The 16,763-nt window shown below is 67.7% G+C and carries 18 protein-coding genes and 1 tRNA gene; 6 read left to right on the top strand and 13 right to left on the bottom strand.

The window, feature by feature from the left end:
- The first annotated feature begins 25 nt into the window (after positions 1-25).
- Positions 26-1,288 (top strand): MFS transporter, encoded by a 1,263-nt coding sequence (locus ASF06_RS14610; RefSeq protein ID WP_055948719.1) that lies wholly within the window; start codon positions 26-28, stop codon positions 1,286-1,288.
- A 16-nt stretch (positions 1,289-1,304) separates the two neighbouring features.
- Here the strand turns inward: ASF06_RS14610 and ASF06_RS14605 are convergent, their stop codons facing one another.
- The 10 genes from ASF06_RS14605 to ASF06_RS14565 all read right to left on the bottom strand — a co-directional run bounded on the left by ASF06_RS14605 (position 1,305) and on the right by ASF06_RS14565 (position 9,507).
- Complete coding sequence (locus tag ASF06_RS14605) at positions 1,305-2,792, bottom strand: MFS transporter (RefSeq protein WP_055949655.1); 1,488 nt, start codon at positions 2,790-2,792, stop codon at positions 1,305-1,307.
- Between the two features lie 53 nt (positions 2,793-2,845).
- Complete coding sequence (locus ASF06_RS14600) at positions 2,846-3,319, bottom strand: pilus assembly protein TadG-related protein (RefSeq protein WP_082500982.1); 474 nt, start codon at positions 3,317-3,319, stop codon at positions 2,846-2,848.
- Positions 3,316-3,744, bottom strand: coding sequence for a hypothetical protein (locus tag ASF06_RS14595; protein ID WP_235501032.1), 429 nt, complete (start codon positions 3,742-3,744; stop codon positions 3,316-3,318). Before ASF06_RS14595 ends, ASF06_RS14600 begins: the two co-directional genes overlap by 4 nt.
- Positions 3,734-4,147 carry a TadE family protein gene (locus tag ASF06_RS14590; RefSeq protein WP_055948713.1) on the bottom strand — a complete coding sequence of 138 codons (414 nt, stop codon included), beginning with the start codon at positions 4,145-4,147 and terminating at the stop codon, positions 3,734-3,736. Before ASF06_RS14590 ends, ASF06_RS14595 begins: the two co-directional genes overlap by 11 nt.
- A 7-nt stretch (positions 4,148-4,154) precedes the next feature.
- The gene (locus ASF06_RS19895) at positions 4,155-4,331 is read right to left on the bottom strand and encodes a hypothetical protein (protein WP_200920390.1); all 177 of its coding nucleotides are present in this window, start codon (positions 4,329-4,331) and stop codon (positions 4,155-4,157) included.
- A 42-nt stretch (positions 4,332-4,373) separates the two neighbouring features.
- Positions 4,374-5,312: a type II secretion system F family protein gene (locus ASF06_RS14585; protein ID WP_055949649.1), complete on the bottom strand. Its 939-nt coding sequence runs from the start codon at positions 5,310-5,312 to the stop codon at positions 4,374-4,376.
- Complete coding sequence (locus tag ASF06_RS14580) at positions 5,309-6,166, bottom strand: type II secretion system F family protein (protein ID WP_055948710.1); 858 nt, start codon at positions 6,164-6,166, stop codon at positions 5,309-5,311. The genes ASF06_RS14585 and ASF06_RS14580 overlap by 4 nt, the downstream gene beginning before the upstream one ends.
- Positions 6,163-7,410, bottom strand: coding sequence for a CpaF family protein (locus ASF06_RS14575; protein ID WP_055948706.1), 1,248 nt, complete (start codon positions 7,408-7,410; stop codon positions 6,163-6,165). Before ASF06_RS14575 ends, ASF06_RS14580 begins: the two co-directional genes overlap by 4 nt.
- Positions 7,411-7,525: 115 nt before the next feature.
- Complete coding sequence (locus ASF06_RS14570) at positions 7,526-8,815, bottom strand: ABC transporter permease (RefSeq protein WP_055948703.1); 1,290 nt, start codon at positions 8,813-8,815, stop codon at positions 7,526-7,528.
- Entirely contained in the window at positions 8,812-9,507 is a 696-nt protein-coding gene (locus ASF06_RS14565) for an ABC transporter ATP-binding protein (protein ID WP_055948700.1), read from the bottom strand. Before ASF06_RS14565 ends, ASF06_RS14570 begins: the two co-directional genes overlap by 4 nt.
- A 188-nt stretch (positions 9,508-9,695) precedes the next feature.
- Between ASF06_RS14565 and ASF06_RS14560 the strand changes: the two genes are divergently transcribed.
- The 5 genes from ASF06_RS14560 to aspS all read left to right on the top strand — a co-directional run bounded on the left by ASF06_RS14560 (position 9,696) and on the right by aspS (position 14,376).
- Positions 9,696-10,979, top strand: a complete 1,284-nt coding sequence (locus tag ASF06_RS14560) for a sensor histidine kinase (RefSeq protein WP_055948697.1) — start codon at positions 9,696-9,698, stop codon at positions 10,977-10,979.
- A complete protein-coding gene (locus ASF06_RS14555; RefSeq protein ID WP_055948695.1) occupies positions 10,976-11,644 on the top strand; it encodes a response regulator transcription factor in 669 nt (222 codons plus the stop codon). The genes ASF06_RS14560 and ASF06_RS14555 overlap by 4 nt, the downstream gene beginning before the upstream one ends.
- 33 nt (positions 11,645-11,677) lie before the next feature.
- Positions 11,678-11,759: transfer RNA gene (locus ASF06_RS14550), tRNA-Leu, on the top strand.
- A 103-nt stretch (positions 11,760-11,862) separates the two neighbouring features.
- On the top strand, positions 11,863-12,585 hold the full coding sequence (locus ASF06_RS14545; protein ID WP_055948692.1) for a DedA family protein: 723 nt from the start codon (positions 11,863-11,865) through the stop codon (positions 12,583-12,585).
- A gap of 18 nt (positions 12,586-12,603) precedes the next feature.
- Positions 12,604-14,376: an aspartate--tRNA ligase gene (gene aspS / locus ASF06_RS14540; protein WP_055948689.1), complete on the top strand. Its 1,773-nt coding sequence runs from the start codon at positions 12,604-12,606 to the stop codon at positions 14,374-14,376.
- Positions 14,377-14,427: 51 nt separating this feature from the next.
- Here the strand turns inward: aspS and ASF06_RS14535 are convergent, their stop codons facing one another.
- Genes ASF06_RS14535 through rph form a run of 3 tightly spaced genes read right to left on the bottom strand, consistent with a single transcriptional unit; the run spans position 14,428 to position 16,763 of the window.
- Positions 14,428-15,363: a cation diffusion facilitator family transporter gene (locus ASF06_RS14535; RefSeq protein WP_055948686.1), complete on the bottom strand. Its 936-nt coding sequence runs from the start codon at positions 15,361-15,363 to the stop codon at positions 14,428-14,430.
- A gap of 48 nt (positions 15,364-15,411) precedes the next feature.
- Complete coding sequence (rdgB, locus tag ASF06_RS14530; protein WP_055948682.1) at positions 15,412-16,026, bottom strand: RdgB/HAM1 family non-canonical purine NTP pyrophosphatase; 615 nt, start codon at positions 16,024-16,026, stop codon at positions 15,412-15,414.
- Positions 16,023-16,763, bottom strand: a complete 741-nt coding sequence (gene rph / locus ASF06_RS14525; RefSeq protein ID WP_055948679.1) for a ribonuclease PH — start codon at positions 16,761-16,763, stop codon at positions 16,023-16,025. The genes rdgB and rph overlap by 4 nt, the downstream gene beginning before the upstream one ends.

The following is a 16,763-nucleotide window of genomic DNA, read 5'->3' as shown; positions in this document are numbered from 1 at the left end:
TCCCCCGGCGTACAGTGGATGCGATATGAGCGACGCAGAGACCGGGTTCCGATTCCGCTCCATCGCCCTCCCCGCCCTCCTCCCGTCGCTGCTCTTCGCCATCGGCGAGGGCTCGATCATCCCCATCATTCCGGCGATCGCGCAGGATCTCGGTGCCGGTCTCGCCCTGACGGGATTCATCGCCGCCATGATCATGGTCGGCGAGCTCATCGGCGACATCCCGAGCGGCTGGATCGTGAGCCGCATCGGCGAGCGGCGGGCCATGGTGGGTGCGTCGCTCGTGTCGATCATCGGCGTCACGACGTGCATCGTCGCATCCGGGCCCTGGATGCTCGGGGTCGGCATCTTTCTGCTCGGCCTGTCGACCGCCACCTTCGCCCTCGCCCGGCACGCGTTTATGACCACCTTCGTGCCGCTGCAGTATCGGGCGCGCGCCCTCTCGACCCTGGGCGGAACCTTCCGCGCGGGCTGGTTCGTCGGCCCGTTCATCGCAGCCGGACTCATCGCCCTCACCTCGCACGCCGAGATCGTGTTCTGGGTGCACCTCGCGTGTGCCGTTCTGGTGATCGTGCTCCTCCTCGTGATGCCCGATCCGACCGCGGGGGCCGCGGCACGCGCGCAGGTCGACGGCACGCACGAGACCGAGGGCGAGCACCTCGTGGCCGAGGAGTCGCACGGGCTGTTCCGCACGGTCTGGAACTTCCGCGGGGTGCTCGTTCGCCTCGGAACGGGCGTGGCGATCGTCGGCGCCCTGCGAGCGAGCCGCTCCGTCATCCTGCCGCTGTGGGCCGTGAGTCTCGGCCTGTCGGAGAGCACGACCGCCCTCATCATCGGACTCGGCGGCGCCATGGACTTCGCCCTCTTCTATGCCAGCGGCCAGGTCATCGACCGGTTCGGGCGACTGTGGAGCGTGGTGCCGTCGATGCTCGGCATGGGCATCGGGCTCTTCGTGCTGGCCTTCACCCACGACCTGCAGCACGCGGTGGGGTGGTTCATCGGCGTCACGGCGCTCACCGGCCTCGCGAACGGCATCGGCAGCGGAATTCTCATGACGCTCGGCGCCGACCTCGCCCCGAAAGACGACCCCGCGCCGTTCCTGGGCGCGTTCCGCTTCACCGGCGACGCGGGAACGGCCGCCGCTCCCCTGCTCGTGTCGCTCATCGTGGCCGTGGCCACGCTGTCGCTTTCGACGGCGATCATGGGGGTCATCGGCGTGCTGGGTGCCGGCTTGATGCTGCGCTACGTTCCCCGTTACGTACCTCGGCGGCCGGGCAGGCCATCGGCCTGATCAGGCGCGCTGCTCGTCAGGCGTCGGATGCGGCGGTCTCGCGCTTCGCGGCTTTCGCACGCGACCTCAGGTCGACGAGCCCTACGATGAGCGACACCGTGATCAGCGAGATGGCGATGAGGATGCCGTTGCGGAAGCCCTCGTGGTAGGCCATCAGCTGGTCGGGGTCGGCCTTGTCACGGTAGAGAGTGGCGAAGAACGTTGAGCTGACGGCGGCGACGCCGATCGCGGTGCCGACGCGCTGTCCGACCTGGGCGAGTGAGCCGGCGACCCCGCCCTCGCTCACGGGAACCTCGGCGAGCGTCAGGGTCTGGTTGGGCGAGATCACGAGGCCGCCTCCGGCTCCCGCGACGGCCATGGCGGCGGCCATCCACCAGATCGTCTCGTCGCGCGGGGTGAGCACGGCAGCGGCGAGGATCAGCGAGAAGCCCACGATGACCGTGGCGGTGCCGATCACGACGAGCTTGCGGCCGTAGCGCTCCACGATGCGGCCGCCGATGAGCGAGCTGGCGGCGGAGGTGAGGGCGAACGGGATGCTCACCATGCCAGCGAACACGGGAAGCGCGCCGAGCCCCTGCTGCAGGTAGAGCGTCGTCAGCAGGAAGGTGCCAGGAATCGCCGCGAAGTACGCGGTGGCTACGAGGATTCCGTTGCGGTACGAGGCAATGCGGAACAGGGAGAAGTGCACCACGGGAGACTTGCCGCGGCGCCCGTAGTCGCGTTCCCATAGGAGGAACGCGGTGGTTCCGAGCGCGAAGCCGATGAGCCAGAACCAGCGCTTCGGGTCGTCGTCGGGGCCGCCGGTGGTGAAGACGAAGGGCACCATCAGGCTGAAGACAGACAAGCCGAGCAGCAGGATGCCGACGAGGTCGAGCTGCGTCTTCATGGTCGTGCCCTTGGGCTTCGTCGGCAGCAGGCGCAGCGCGAAGAACAGCGCGATGAGTCCGAGCGGAATGTTCATCCAGAACAGCAGTCGCCACCCGTCGGTCTCTCCCCCGACGGCGATCAGAAGCCCGCCGAGCGTCGGCCCGAACGCGGTGGCGACGCCGATGGTGGCCCCGAAGATGCCGAAGGCGCGCCCGCGCGCCGACCCCTGGAACAGCTGCTGCACGAGCCCGAGCACCTGCGGCATCTGGATGCCTGCGGCGACGCCCTGCAGGATACGCGCGATGAGCAGGGTCTCGACCGTCGGTGCGAGCGCGCAGGCGAGGCTGGCGAGGGTGAACGAGATGAGTCCGATGGAGAAGAGCAGTTTGCGCGAATAGATGTCGCCCAGCCTCCCGGCGGGAACGAGCGCGAGCCCGAAGGCGAGGGCGTAGCCGGCGACGATCAGCTGCAGCTCGGTAGGCCCGGCGCCGAGCGCCTTCTCGATCGAGGGAAGCCCGACATTGACCTTCGAGAGGTCGAGAATCGTGAGGGCCGCGACTCCGACGGCCACGGCAAACGCCTGCCACTTCGCCCGCTCGGTGAGTTCGATCTGAGGTGCCGGTGAACTCGAAGTCATGGACACGTACGCTACACGGATGCTGTGCGCGACCTGAGGGCCTTGCGCAGTCTTCATCGGAATGTCGAACGAGCGACAGAGGTGACCTCGATGGGAAAACCGTTCGGCACGATGAGCGACAGCACGGCCGGCCGCCACGACGCGGAAAGAGCGACCGTGGCGCTTCGGCCATCGAGCGTCGTCGCCTCGACGACCGTGAGGTCGGCGAACTCTGCTGACGACGGAGTGTCGGCGAGATAGCGGTCGACGGCAGCATCGACTTCTGCGGGGTCGAGCCTCGGCACGACCGTGGAGTCCACGAGTTCGACGTCGTCGAGAGAGAAGGACTCCGCCGCCTCGAGGGCGGCGCCGTCGGCCAGGGTGAACAGCCTTGTTCGCTCGAGGTAGAGGCTCGACGCGGCGACCACCACGAGAACCACGAGTAAGGCCAAGGCCGCGTAGAAGATCGTGAGCAGAAGGGTCGAGCCCTCGTCGGAGTTGAGTCGTGCTCGCGCGGCGGCCATCGGCCTGAACGCGACCCCACTCATGAGTGAAACCGAGACACGGTCTGCGTGGCCGTGGCCACGAACGGAATGCCTCCGGTGTTCTCGCGGCCGAGGAACTCGGGCAGCAGAGGAAGACGAACGGAGACCCGCACGGTCACGGTAACGTGACCCGCCCGGGTGAGGCAGGCATCCGGAACCGGCTCGCACGAGTACTCGATCGCTTCGACGCCCTCCGTGATGCCGAAGTCGGAGAATGCGATGGCGGCCGCCTGCTGGGCAGCTGCAGCGCCCTGCTCGAACGTGTCGGACTGCACGAAGACCCGTGCAGCCTGGCGGGCTGCGCCCTCGGTTGCGAAGGCCGCGCCTTGCAGAACGGACAGGGCGCTCACCAGATAGACGAGGGGCACGAGAAGCAGGACGCCCGCCGTGATGAACTCGAGCGAGGCGGATCCGTCGTCAGCCGTCAATCGTCTCCACAGCTGCATGTCCGGTCACCTCCAGCGACCTCGGCGGGCCGAACATGCCGACCAGCGGGAGTGGAGCATCCACCGTGACCTGCGTCGCCGCGATGCCGAGGTACTCGGTGTAGCCCGCCGAGACATGATCGGCGTAGGTGGCCCCGATTGCAGTCGTGATGAGCTGCCTCGTTCGATCCGCCCCATCGTCGGGAGAGTTGCCCGCGAGCGCGGCGAAGCGCGCGCCTTCTGCCGCCGAGTCGAGGAGCGTGTTGCGCACGTGCAACGCGAACGCGAGCTGGATGACCGCCAGCGTGAGTGCGGTGAGCAGCACTCCGACGAGAACGAACTCGACGGCGGCGGATCCCTCGTCTTGTCGGAGTCTCCACACGACGCCGCGGATGCGCGATGCCATGACCGCGTCAGAAGGCCGTGACTCGGTCGATCGCCTGCTCGAAGACCTGGCTGAGTGCTGGCCCGGCGAGTCCCCAGATGATGATGACCAATCCGGCGGTCATCAGGGTGATGAGCACCCAGCCGGGTACGTCTCCCCGGTCATCGCGCAGGCGGCGGGCAATTCGGGAGGTGATGGACAACATCGGTCTCTCTTTCAACGGGATCGGATGAGGAAGGACGAAGGGTCAGAAGCCCGTCTGCAGCACGACGATGCCGGGCCACACGGCGAATAGCACGGTGGTGGGCAGGATCAGGAACACGAGTGGGATAAGCATCGTGACCTCTTTCTTGCCGGCGGCCTCGAGCAGAGCGCGCTTCGTGTCCTCCCGGGAGTCCTGGGCCTGGGCTCGAAGCACGTCCGACAGGGGCGTCCCCCTGTCGAGCGCTCCCGTCATCTGCTCGACGCATCGGGTGAAAGCGGGCAGGGCCAAGGCGGACGCTCGGGACTCGAGAGCCGTCACGAGGCCGACACCCGAGTTGACCTCGGTCACCACGACCGCGAATTCGCGAGCCAGCTCTCCGCTGGAGACTCGAGCGACTCTGCGCAGCCCGTCGAGCACTGTCTCGCCCGCCGACAGGCTGAGTGTCAAGAACTCGAGCACCGTGGGCAGCTCACTGTCGATACGAGCGATCCTCCTGCGCGCGGACGAGCGCAGCACGAGGTCGCGGGCCACGATTCCCACCGCTGCGAGCACGACCGGAATGGCGAGCTGTGTCATCACCGGTACCGCCATGGTGCTCGATGTGGCGACGACCAGAACGGCTCCCGCTATCACGCCGACCACACCGAAGACGAGCTGCTGCGCCCGGAAGTACTCCATCGACACAGAAGCGCGCGACTGCGCGAGTCGCCGTTCGATCTGTTCCGTTCCCCCGAGAACGCCGTTGAGAAAGTCGATCGCCACGCGGGCCATCGGCGACAAGAGCACTCCGAACACCGGCAGCGGATCGCTCGATCTCTTCGCCAGGAACTGCCGCGCACCGGCCGAAACGTCAACGAGATACGGTGCCGTTCGTTCGGCCAGCGACGGCCTCGACAACCGGGGCGCCATGCTGACGAGAGACCACAGCCCCAGACCGAGCAGTATGCCCAGGATGGTCGCCCATGCGACGGACGAGCTCACGCGAACCACCGCCGCTCTTCCGGGATGCGGGCGATGAGGAGCATCACCCGATACGCGATCACGCTGAGGCAGAGGCCGCCGATGATGAGCACGACACCGCCCGGGCTGTTGTAGGCCCCGGCCGCCTCGGGGCGGGTGGACAGCAGAAGCAGCACGATCCACGGCGCCGCGACACCGAGCCTCGCTGCGTTCATCACCCACGACTGCCGAGCCTCGACCTCGCTGCGGATCGCGGCGTCTTCCCGCAGGTAGCCGGAGAGGCTTCGCAGCACGCGCGTGAGGTCTGTTCCGCCGACCTCGCGAGACATGCGCAGTGTCTCGAGGATGCGGTCAGCCGTCGGGTCTGCGAGCCGCGCTTTGAGGGCGTCGAGGCAGATGCCGAAGTTTCCCGTTGTGCGGTACATGGACTCGAACTCGGCGAACGCGGCGCGGCTGGCCGCGGGGCCGGCATGAGCGAGCGTGCTGACGCTGTCGGGCAGGGCGACCCCGCTGCGCACGGCCGAGACGAGGTGATCCACGGCATCCGGCCACACCGTGAGATTGCTGCGTCGGCGCGCTCGGCGCCTATGGCGCGCGACGGTGATGGGAAGAAGAGCTCCGACCGCGAGCGCCGCGATGTCGAGCACGAGAATCGCCAGCGACGCCTCGGCCACCGCGGCGGCGATCACCCCGAGGCAGCCGCTGGCGGCAAGGAACGCCGCCACAGGGATCCTCTCGAACCCCGCACCGTCGAGGAGGGTGCGGATGCGGCCGCTGCGCGCCGGCTGCTCGGAGTCGCTCGTTGCTGGCCAGAGAATGGGAGCCGCGCAGAGCAGGAGCCCGAGCCCTAGAAGGAGCCCCAGAGCCGTGCTCATCGCGCACCCCTCGACAGCACGATCGATGGATCAAGACCGGCCGAGCGGAACTTGCTCAGTTTCATCGGGTATCCCCCGGTGGCGATGAGATCCCGCCCCTCGAGCGCGAAGATGCTGCTCGCCTCGATGACTCCCCCGTTGCCCGCCGTGCCGGTGACCTGGCCGCTCGGCGCGAGGATCTCGACGATGCGGCGCGAGCCTTGCTTGTCCATCTCGCAGTGCACGACGATGTCGATGCAGGATGCCACGGTGGGCGTGACGAAGGACGCGTCGATGTTGCGCCCCGCGAGCAACGGCAGGGTGCACAGCTTGGTCAGCGCATCGCGCGCGCTGTTGGCGTGGATGCTGCACGCGCCGGGCAGCCCCGAGTTCAGCGCGATGAGCAGGTCGAGGCTCTCCGCCTCGCGCACCTCGCCGACGACGATGCGATCGGGCCTCATGCGCAGGGCCTCCTTGATGAGTCGACGCAGGGTGATCTCGCCCGTGCCCTCGAGGCTGGCCTGGCGACACTGCATGGCGACGACGTCGAGGGCGGCGAGGTCGAGCTCGAAGGTCTCCTCAACGGTGACCACCCTGTCGCTCGGCCGCGCAACCGAGAGCAGCGCATTGAGCAGAGTGGTCTTGCCGCTCTGCGTGGCGCCCGACACAAGGATGTTCTGCTGGGCGAGCACGCACATGCGCAGGAACTCGGCGGACTGCTGCGTCAGCGCCCCGAGGGCGACGAGTTGATGCAGATCCCGGATGCGACGGGCGAACTTTCGGATGTTGACCGCAAGATGGGCGCGGGTCACGTCGGGTATCACCACGTGGAGGCGGCTGCCATCGGGCAGCGAGGCGTCGACGAAAGGCGAACTGAGATCGACCCGCCGACCCGAGCTCTGCAGCATGCGCTCCACGAGTTCGCGCACCTCGCCATCGGAGAGCACCACGTTCGACAGCTCGGACACGCCGTTACGGGCGACGAAGACCTTGTCGGGGGCGTTGATCCAGATCTCTTCGATGCCCGGATCGTCGAGCAGCGGCTGCAGCGCACCGAACCCCGTGAGCGAGGCCACGACCTCGCGAGCCGCGACCGCCTCGTCGGCCAGCAACGGAGCGCTGCCGCCCAATGCTCGCTCCGAGTAACTGCGTACCTCGTCGTCGACGAACCGCCTCGCCAGGGTGTGGTCGGAAGCCAGGTCGACGCCCTCGCGGCGCACCCTATCGCGCACACGCTCGGTGATCACCTGCACGGCGTTCGTCACAGTCGATACTCCTGTCGCTCACCCCCGACCGACATGGTGCCCTGAAACGCCGAAACCCCGTGGAAGTTATCCACAGGGCTCCGACGAACAGTTGAACGAGCTACGACCGAGCGGCCTACTCGTACCGCAGCGACTCGATCGGATCCTGCCGCGCCGCACGCAGCGCCGGGATCGTTCCGGCGAGGAACGCGATGCCCATCACCACGAGGATGATGACCGCGATCGAGGCGGGGTCGAACGCGATGAGCGTGAGCCCCGGCAGCGCCGACAACAGGCCGTTGGCCAGAACGCCGTTCAGCGCCGTTCCCGCGAGGATCGCGCCGAGCGCTCCTATCGCGCTTCCGAGGAACCCGATGAACACGGCCTCGAGGCTGAACAGGCCGAATACCCGGCCGGCGCCCATGCCCATCGCCTTCATGAGCCCGATCTCGCGGGTGCGCTCCTGCACGCTCATCAGAAGGGTGTTCACGATGCCGAAGCCGGCCGCGATCAGGGCGATCACGGCGAAGCCGTTCAGCACCAGCACAATGGCGTCGATGATGGTCTTGAACGACCCGATCTGATCCTCCACGGTGGTGGCGTCGTAGCCGAGCCCCTTGAGGTCGCTCTTGATCGTCGACACCTGCTCATCAGACGAGGCGGGGTCGAAGCGCAGGCTCACCGAGGCGTAGCTGTCTTTGCTCGACGAGCTGAGGCCCACCGACTGCGCATCGTAGAGGGCTGTGGTCAGCGCGTCGTTCGCGGTGAGGCTCGACGATCCGAGCAGCCCCGCCTCGGCGACGCCGGTGATCGTGGCCTCGATGGTGCTCGACGCGCCCGTCTGGTCGGTGACGCCGAACGTCACCGTCTTGCCCACGGCATCCGAATCGCTCGAGAAGCCGAGCGGCTCGACGTACGACACGGGCAGGGCGACCTCGAAGGTGTCGCTGTCACTCGAGGGCTCCGAGCCCGCGGCCAGGTCGAGGCTCATGCCCGACACGAAGCCGCCGATCGCCGCCTGGTACTGGGTTCCCCCGTCGTACTCCACGTAGTTCGGCCGGGCCGTCAGCACCGGATCGACCGACTCGACACCGGGAACGGCGCGGATATCGTCGAGCTCCGCCGCCGTGATGGCCTCCACCGTCGATCCCGGCCTTCCGGTCGCGCTCTCGACGTTGGTGGTGTCGGGCTCGTACTTCGCCGGCCCCGACGACGTGTCCTCCGCGGTCTTCGTGACCGTCATCACGTCGTCCGCACCGATGGAGGAGACCGTCGTGTCGATGTAGCGGTTGATGCCCGTTCCCACCCCGCTGGTCAGCGCCAGCGTGAAGGCGCCGATGAAGATGGCCAGCACCGTGAGAGTTGTGCGGGTCTTGCTGCGGAACGTGTTGCTGATCGCCGAACGGATCAGATCGAGGCCGCTCATGCGCTCGCTCCGTTGCGGTCGACGATGAGGCCGTCGCGAATGAAGACGCTGCGGTCGGTCTTCGCCGCCAGGTCCTCATCGTGGGTCACCACGATCAGAGTGATACCCGTGCGCCGATTGAGGTCGAAGAGAATGTCTTCGACCACCGCGCCCGTGGCCGTGTCGAGGTTGCCCGTGGGCTCGTCGGCGAAGATCACGCGGGGCTCGTTCACCAGCGCGCGGGCGATGACCACGCGCTGCTTCTGGCCGCCCGAGAGGTCGGTCGCCTTGTTCTTCGCCTTGTCGGCGAGTTCGAGGCGTTCGAGCGCCTCCATTCCGCGCCGGCGCCTCTCGGAACCACCGACCCCGGCGATGCGCAGCGGCAACGTCACGTTGTCGAGCACCGAGGTGTTGGGCGTGAGAAAGAACTGCTGGAACACGAACCCGAACGTCTGGTTGCGTGTGCGGTTGAGGACTCTGCCGCCGAGGGCGCCCGCGTCTCGACCGCTCAGCTCGACAGCACCGGTCGACGGCTTGTCGAGCAGCGCGAGCAGGTGCATGAGCGTCGACTTGCCCGACCCGCTCTTGCCGACGATCGAGATGGACTCGCCCTCCTCGATGTCGAGCGACACCCCCTTCAGCGCGTCGAAGCGGGCTGCTCCTCGCCCATAGGACTTCTTGACGTCTCGCGCCGCGAGAACCGGGACCGGCATGAATGCTCCTGTGTTGTCGTCACGTGCACTGTGCACGATGACTCCAGCCTGACCGCGAGAAGGATGCCCGTCGTCACCCCTGCACGGCATCTTCGGCTACCACGAACGTGGGACGCGCCAGGCCCGGGCGTGCTGCGAGACTGGACGACAGCGAGCAGACGCAGACAAGCAGCGAAGAGAGGAGCGCCATGAGATCCGATCCTCGAGCGTTCCATGCGCCCTTCGAGTCTCCTCTGCCCCCGCGGCTGCGCTGGATCCCCTCGGCCCTCGCGATCATCGTCGTCTGCATTCCCGTCGTCGTCGCATCCCACAGCGCAACACCGCTCGCCGGCTCGACGACCGAGGTGCTGGCAACCTCCGCCGTGGTGGCGATCGTTCTGGTCGCCGCTCTCGTACTGCGAACGCGGTATCCCCGCAGCACCGCGGCGGTCGCGATCGCTGCGACATGCGCATCGGTGGTGCTGTCGAGCCTGCAGCTGATCGGTCCCGGTCCCGTCATCGCCTCGATCCTCACGGTGATGATCACCGTCTTCGGCGTCGGATCCCGGCAGGGCCGCGCCCCGGGGCTCATCCTGGCCGGTATCGCCGTCGCCGCCATCGGAATCTCGGTGATCGTCGCGAGGCCTGAAGGCTCGCGCGGGCTCGAATCACTGATCACGCTCGTGGCCCTCGTCGGTCTCGCAGCGACCGGCGGAATCGCGCAGTACAACGGTCGGGCCTTCATCCAGGCCATCACCGAGCGGGCACGACGAGCCGAGGAGACCCGCGAGTCCGAGGCCGAGAGGCGGGTGGCCGAGGAGCGGCTCGCCATCGCGCGCGACCTGCACGACGTGATGGCCCACCAGATCGCCGTGATCAATCTGCACGCCGCGTCGGCCTCGCAGGCGCTCCGCACGCGACCGGATGACGCGGAACGCTCCCTCACCACCGTGCGTGAGGCGGCTCGCACCGTGCTCGGCGAAATAGGCAGCCTCCTCACCGTGCTCCGCTCGGGCGACAGCGCGCACTCGGCGACGCTCGCGCCCACGCCCGGCCTCTCCCATCTCCCCCAGCTGATCGACGAGTTCTCGAAGGCCGGGCTCACCGTGGAACAGAGGACGGTCGGCACACCGGTCGAGCTCGACTCCCTGCGCGACATCGTGGCCCACCGCGTTCTGCAGGAGGGCCTGACGAACGCGCACAAGCACGGCGGCGACGGCACCGCCCTCGTTCAGCTCGACTACAGCACCGACGGCCTCGGCATCACGGTCACGAACGTGACGAAGCCGCGCCGCGACGACTGGATCGTCGTCGAGAGCGGGCACGGGCTCGTCGGCGTGCGCGAGCGCGTGTCGTCGGTCGGTGGAAGCCTCGAGACGTCGTTCGGTCCGGGGCCGGTGCATCGCTTCGTCGTGCACCTTCCGTTCGACGAACCCGCTCCGGGGGTGCGCGGCAGCGCGCACGCCACCACCGACCCGAAGGGCCACGCATGATCTCCGTCGTACTCGCCGACGACCAGGCCCTGATCCGCACCGCCGTCAGCGAACTCGTCTCTCACGAAGAGGGCTTCACGGTCGTGGGAGAGGCGTCGAATGGTCGTGAGGCCGTGGATGTCGTTCGCGCGACCCGCCCCGACATCGTGCTCATGGACATCCGGATGCCCGTGATGGACGGCCTGCAGGCGACCGAGGCGATCTGCGCCGACCCCCTGCTCGCCGGCACCCGCATCGTGATCCTCACCACGTTCGAAGTCGACGAGTACGTGCTGCGCGCGTTGCAGGCCGGCGCGAGCGGGTTCCTCGGCAAAGGCACGGAGGCCGACGCACTGATGTCGGCGATCCGCACCGTGCACGACGGCGAGGCACTGCTCTCACCCAAGGCCACGCGCGCGCTGATCGACCGGTACCTGTCTCCCTCCGAGCCCGCGGCACGGCCCGTGCCCGACGAGCTGGCCCTACTGACCGAGCGCGAGCGAGAGATTTTGCTGCTCGTGGGCGGCGGCCTCTCGAACGGCGAGATCGCGGCCGGTCTCGTGATCTCTCCGCAGACCGCGAAGACGCACGTGAACCGCATGATGTCGAAGCTCGGCGCGCACGACCGGGCGCAGCTCGTGATCATCGCCTACGAGTCCGGCCTGCTCGTGCCCGGGAGAGCATGATCGAGCGCGTCGCCGGTACACTGTTTGTGTTCTGCGGGAGTGGTGGAATTGGTAGACACGCAGGATTTAGGTTCCTGTGCTTTCGAGCGTGAGGGTTCAAGTCCCTTCTCCCGTACTCCATGTCCTGTGTGTGCCGCGGGGGTACTCTTGATGCACACATACCCCTTGTCCGCCGCCGACCGGCCTAGACCTGACCCGCCGACGACTGGAGCCTCCACTTGACACACGCCGCACTCATTCCCTGGCTCGACCCGGAGACGCTCATCCAGAGCTTCGGGCCGTTCGCGCTCATCGGCGTGTGCCTGATCATCTTCGCCGAGACGGGCCTCCTCATCGGCTTCCTCTTTCCCGGCGACACCCTGCTGATCATCACCGGCGTTCTCGCCTTCAGCCCGGGTATCGGAGTCGACATCTGGTGGGTGTGTCTGGCCATCGGCTTCGCGGCCTTCGCGGGCGGCGAGGTGGGCTATCTCATCGGCCACAAGTTCGGCCCGAGGATCTTCGAACGCAAAGAATCCGGCCTGTTCAGCATCAAGAACGTCGAGAGAACGAACGCCTTCTTCACGAAGTACGGCGCCTTCGCGGTGATCCTCGCCCGCTTCGTTCCCATCGTTCGCACGTTCGCTCCGATCGCGGCCGGCATCGGGCACATGAACTACCGCAAGTACTCGCTCTACAACCTCATCGGCGCACTCGTCTGGGGTGCCGGCGTCACGTTCGCCGGCTACCTGATCGGCAACATCCCCCCTGTCAGGGACTTCGTCACCAGCTACATCGACATCATCCTGCTCGCCGCAGTCGCGGCGACGCTCATCCCCACGATCTGGCACTACGTGCAGTCGACGATGAAGGCTCGAAAGGCCAACGCTGCGGAGGCTGCCCAGCCCCACGCAGACCTGGCGCTCGATCCCGACGTCTTCGACCACAAGCCCGAGGCCTAGAAAGCACCACACCACCCTATGTACAGAACCAACTACGCGTCCTCGCTCACCCGCCAGGACGTGGGACTCGACGTCATGCTCTCCGGCTGGGTCGCCCGCATCCGCGACCACGGCGGCGTCGCCTTCATCGATCTGCGCGACTCCTCCGGAATCGCCCAGGTCACCTTCCGCGACGAGCTCGTGGCCACGGCGGAGAGCCTGCGCGTCGAGTCCGTCGTCACCGTGAAGGGGATCGTTCGCGAACGTCCCGCCGGCAACGTCAACTCGGCCATCGCATCCGGAGAGGTGGAGATTCAGGCCACGAGCCTCGAGGTGCTCGCCGCCAGCGACGTGCTGCCCTTCCAGCTCGACGACGAACCGGGCGAGGAGACTCGCCTGGCCTACCGGTACCTCGACCTTCGCCGTGAGGAGGCCGCGTACCCGCTCAAGCTCCGCTCGAAGGTCTCGGCGGCCGTGCGCTCCGTGCTCGTCGACGAGGACTTCGTCGAGGTCGAGACGCCCACGCTCACCCACTCGACGCCCGAGGGCGCCCGTGACTTCCTCGTTCCCGCCCGCCTGAAGCCGGGCACCTTCTATGCGCTCCCGCAGAGCCCGCAGCTGTTCAAGCAGCTGCTCATGGTCGGCGGATTCGAGAAGTACTTCCAGATCGCCCGCTGCTACCGCGATGAGGACTTCAGAGCCGACCGGCAGCCCGAGTTCACCCAACTCGACGTGGAGATGAGCTTCGTCGATCAAGACGAGGTCATCGCGCTCGCCGAGAAGGTGCTGCGGGCCATGTGGCGCACGATCGATGTCGAGCTCCCCACTCCCCTGCCTCGCATGACCTACGCCGAGGCGATGCGTCGCTTCGGCTCCGACAAGCCCGACCTGCGATTCGGCCTCGAACTCGTCGAGTTCACCGACTACTTCGCCGGCAGCGACTTCGCCATCTTCCAGGCTCCCTACGTGGGCGCCGTCGTGATGCCCGGCGGCGCGGGCCAGGCACGTCGCGCCCTCGACGCGTGGCAGGAATGGGCGAAGCAGCGCGGCGCCAAGGGCCTCGCCTACGTTCTCGTCGGCGAAGACGGAGAGCTCCGCGGCCCGGTCGCCAAGAACCTGTCAGAAGACGAGCGCGCCGGCCTCGTCGCGCACGCCGGAGCTCAGCCGGGCGACTGCATCTTCTTCGCCGCGGGCGCCGTGAAGTCGTCCCGCGCCCTCCTCGGCGCACTCCGCGGCGAGATCGCTGCGCGCCAGGGCCTCATCGACCCGAACGCCTGGGCCTTCACCTGGGTGGTCGACGCCCCGCTCTTCGAGCCCGCTGGCGACGCGGTCGCGAGCGGAGACGTGGCCGTCGGCGGCGGAGCGTGGACCGCGGTGCACCACGCGTTCACCTCCCCCAAGCCCGAGTTCATCGACACCTTCGACTCCGACCCCGAATCGGCCCTGTCGTATGCCTACGACATCGTCTGCAACGGCAACGAGATCGGCGGCGGAAGCATCCGAATCCACACCCGTGAGCTGCAGGAGCGCGTCTTCAAGATCATGGGCATCAGCCAGGAGGAGGCGCAGGAGAAGTTCGGCTTCCTGCTGCAGGCCTTCGCGTTCGGCGCGCCGCCGCACGGCGGATTCGCCATGGGCTTCGACCGCGTCGTGTCGCTGCTGGCGGCCACGGACTCGATCCGCGACGTGATCGCGTTCCCCAAGTCCGGCGGCGGCAACGACCCGCTCACCGGCGCTCCGGCAGAGCTCGAGGCCGTGCAGCAGGTCGAGCTGTATCGCACCCTCGGCGTTCAGGCGCTGCCCCAGAAGTAGTCCGCGAAAGCGGCCCTCAGAGGCAGCCCCTCGTCACGAGGACGCCTGCGCCTACGGGTGCAGGTGCTCCTCGTGCCGGGCGTGCTCCGCCGGCTCGAGCTGGAACGTCGAGTGCTCGACGTCGAAGTGAGACGACAGGCACGACGACAGCTCGTCGAGCAGGCGGCCCGATCCGCCCGCCTCGAAGACCTGCTGGTCGACCACCACGTGAGCCGAGAAGATGTTCTTGCCGGTGGTCACCGCCCAGACGTGAACGTCGTGCACGTCGACGACGCCCTCGGCCTCGAGAATGTGGTTGCGTATCTGCGCCACGTCGGTGTCGACCGGCGTCTGTTGCAGCAGAACCCGGATGACGTCGCTCAGCAGCGAGACGGCCCGCGGAATGATCATGGCCGCGATCACGAGCGATGCGATGGCGTCGGCGGGGGCGAAGCCCGTGGTCAGGATCACGATCGACGCGACGATGACCGTGACCGATCCGAGCAGGTCTCCGAAGACCTCGAGGTATGCGCCGCGCATGTTCAGCGACGTGGCCGCTCCGCCGCGCAGCAGCATCAGGGCCCCGAAGTTGGCGACGAGGCCGATCACTGCGACGACGAGCAGCGGCAGGGGCGGTATGTCCACCTCCTGCGGAGACATCAGGCGGGAGATGCCCTCGACGGCGACGAAGACCGCCACGCCGATCAGCAGCAGCCCGTTGAACAGGGCGGCGAAGACCTCGACCCGCTGAAAACCGAAGCTGTGCTTCTCGGTGGCCGGTCGCGCTGAGATGACGGTCGCCACAAGCGCCACGATCAGTCCGATCAGATCGGATGCCATGTGCCCCGCGTCGGCGAACAGGGCGAGCGACCCTGTCGCGAGTGCTCCGACGACCTCCACAAGCAGCACGGTCGCGACGATCGCGATGGCCCAACCGAGCCGTTTGCGGTTCGTCGTCGCCGAAGCATGATTGTGCGATCCGTGCGAGTGCGCGTCTGTCTGAGCCATTGTTCCTCCAGCGTAGGCACCCGTGGCGCGATACGCCTAGCGCCGCCGCTAGTTAGGAATGACGCTCATTCTCAACACGGGAACCAGCTCACGGAAGGCCCGGCTCCTGTGGCTGTCGGCGTTCTTCTGCTCGGCCGTCAGCTCTGCTGCCGAGACCTCCAACCCCTCGGGCATGAACACGGGGTCGTAACCGAACCCGTTCTCGCCGCGCGGCGCATCCAGAATTCTGCCGCGCCATTCGCCCACCGCGAGATGCTCGCTCGCCGGACGACCCGACTGCTCGGGCACGACCACGGCGATGGTGCACGCGTACCAGCCCGTGCGATGCGGATCGCGGATATCGGCGAGCTGGTCGAGCAGCAGGTCGAGGTTCGCCTGGGCACCGCGGCCGTGGCCGGCCCAGCGCGCGGAGAAGATTCCGGGGGCGCCGCCCAGCACGTCGACGCAGACGCCCGAGTCGTCTGCGAGGGCGGGCAGACCGGTGTGGGCCGCTGCGGCACGCGCCTTGAGCAGGGCGTTGTCGGCGAACGACACACCGTCCTCCACCGGCTCGGGTCCGTCGTAGGCGACGATCTCGAGTTCGGGGATCTCGGCCGCCAGGATCTTCTGGAATTCCTCGACCTTGTGCGCGTTGTGCGTCGCCAGAACGACCCGGATGCTCATTCGCCCGACCCGAGGACCGTCGCCTGGATCTGCGCCAGCTCCGCCGTGCCCGCGAGAGCGAGGTCGAGCAGGGCGTCGAGCTCGGAGCGGTCGAACGGAGCGCCCTCCGCCGTGCCCTGGACCTCGACGAACAGCCCGCGACCGGTGACGACCACGTTCATGTCGGTCTCGGCGCGCACGTCTTCGACGTAGGCCAGGTCGAGCATGGGGGCGCCGTCGATGATGCCCACCGAGACCGCCGACAGGCTGTCGATCAGGGGCTGCGACTTCTGGCCGATGAACTTCTTGGTGCGAGCCCACTCGATGGCGTCGGCCAGGGCGACGTAGGCGCCCGTGATGGCCGCCGTGCGCGTGCCGCCGTCGGCCTGCAGCACGTCGCAGTCGATCACGATCGTGTTCTCGCCCAGAGCCTTCATGTCGACGACCGCGCGCAGGCTGCGGCCGATCAGTCGCGAGATCTCGTGGGTGCGACCGCCGATCTTGCCCTTGACGGCCTCGCGGTCCATGCGGTCGTTCGTGGAGCGGGGAAGCATCGAGTACTCGGCCGTGACCCAGCCCTGGCCCTTGCCCTGCTTCCAGCGGGGAACGCCGTTGGTGAACGAGGCGGTGCAGAGCACCCGGGTCTTGCCGAAGGAGATCAACGCCGAGCCCTCGGCCTGGTCGCTCCATCCGCGCTCGATCGTGATGGGGCGCAACTGCTGCGCGGTGCGGCCGTCTTTGCGGGTGTCGTTCGACAT

The sequence above is a fragment of the Agreia sp. Leaf244 genome (assembly GCF_001422695.1).
GTDB lineage: Bacteria > Actinomycetota > Actinomycetes > Actinomycetales > Microbacteriaceae > Agreia.
Note: the sequence above shows the minus strand (reverse complement) of the source record. Positions and strands in the feature narration are given on the sequence as shown.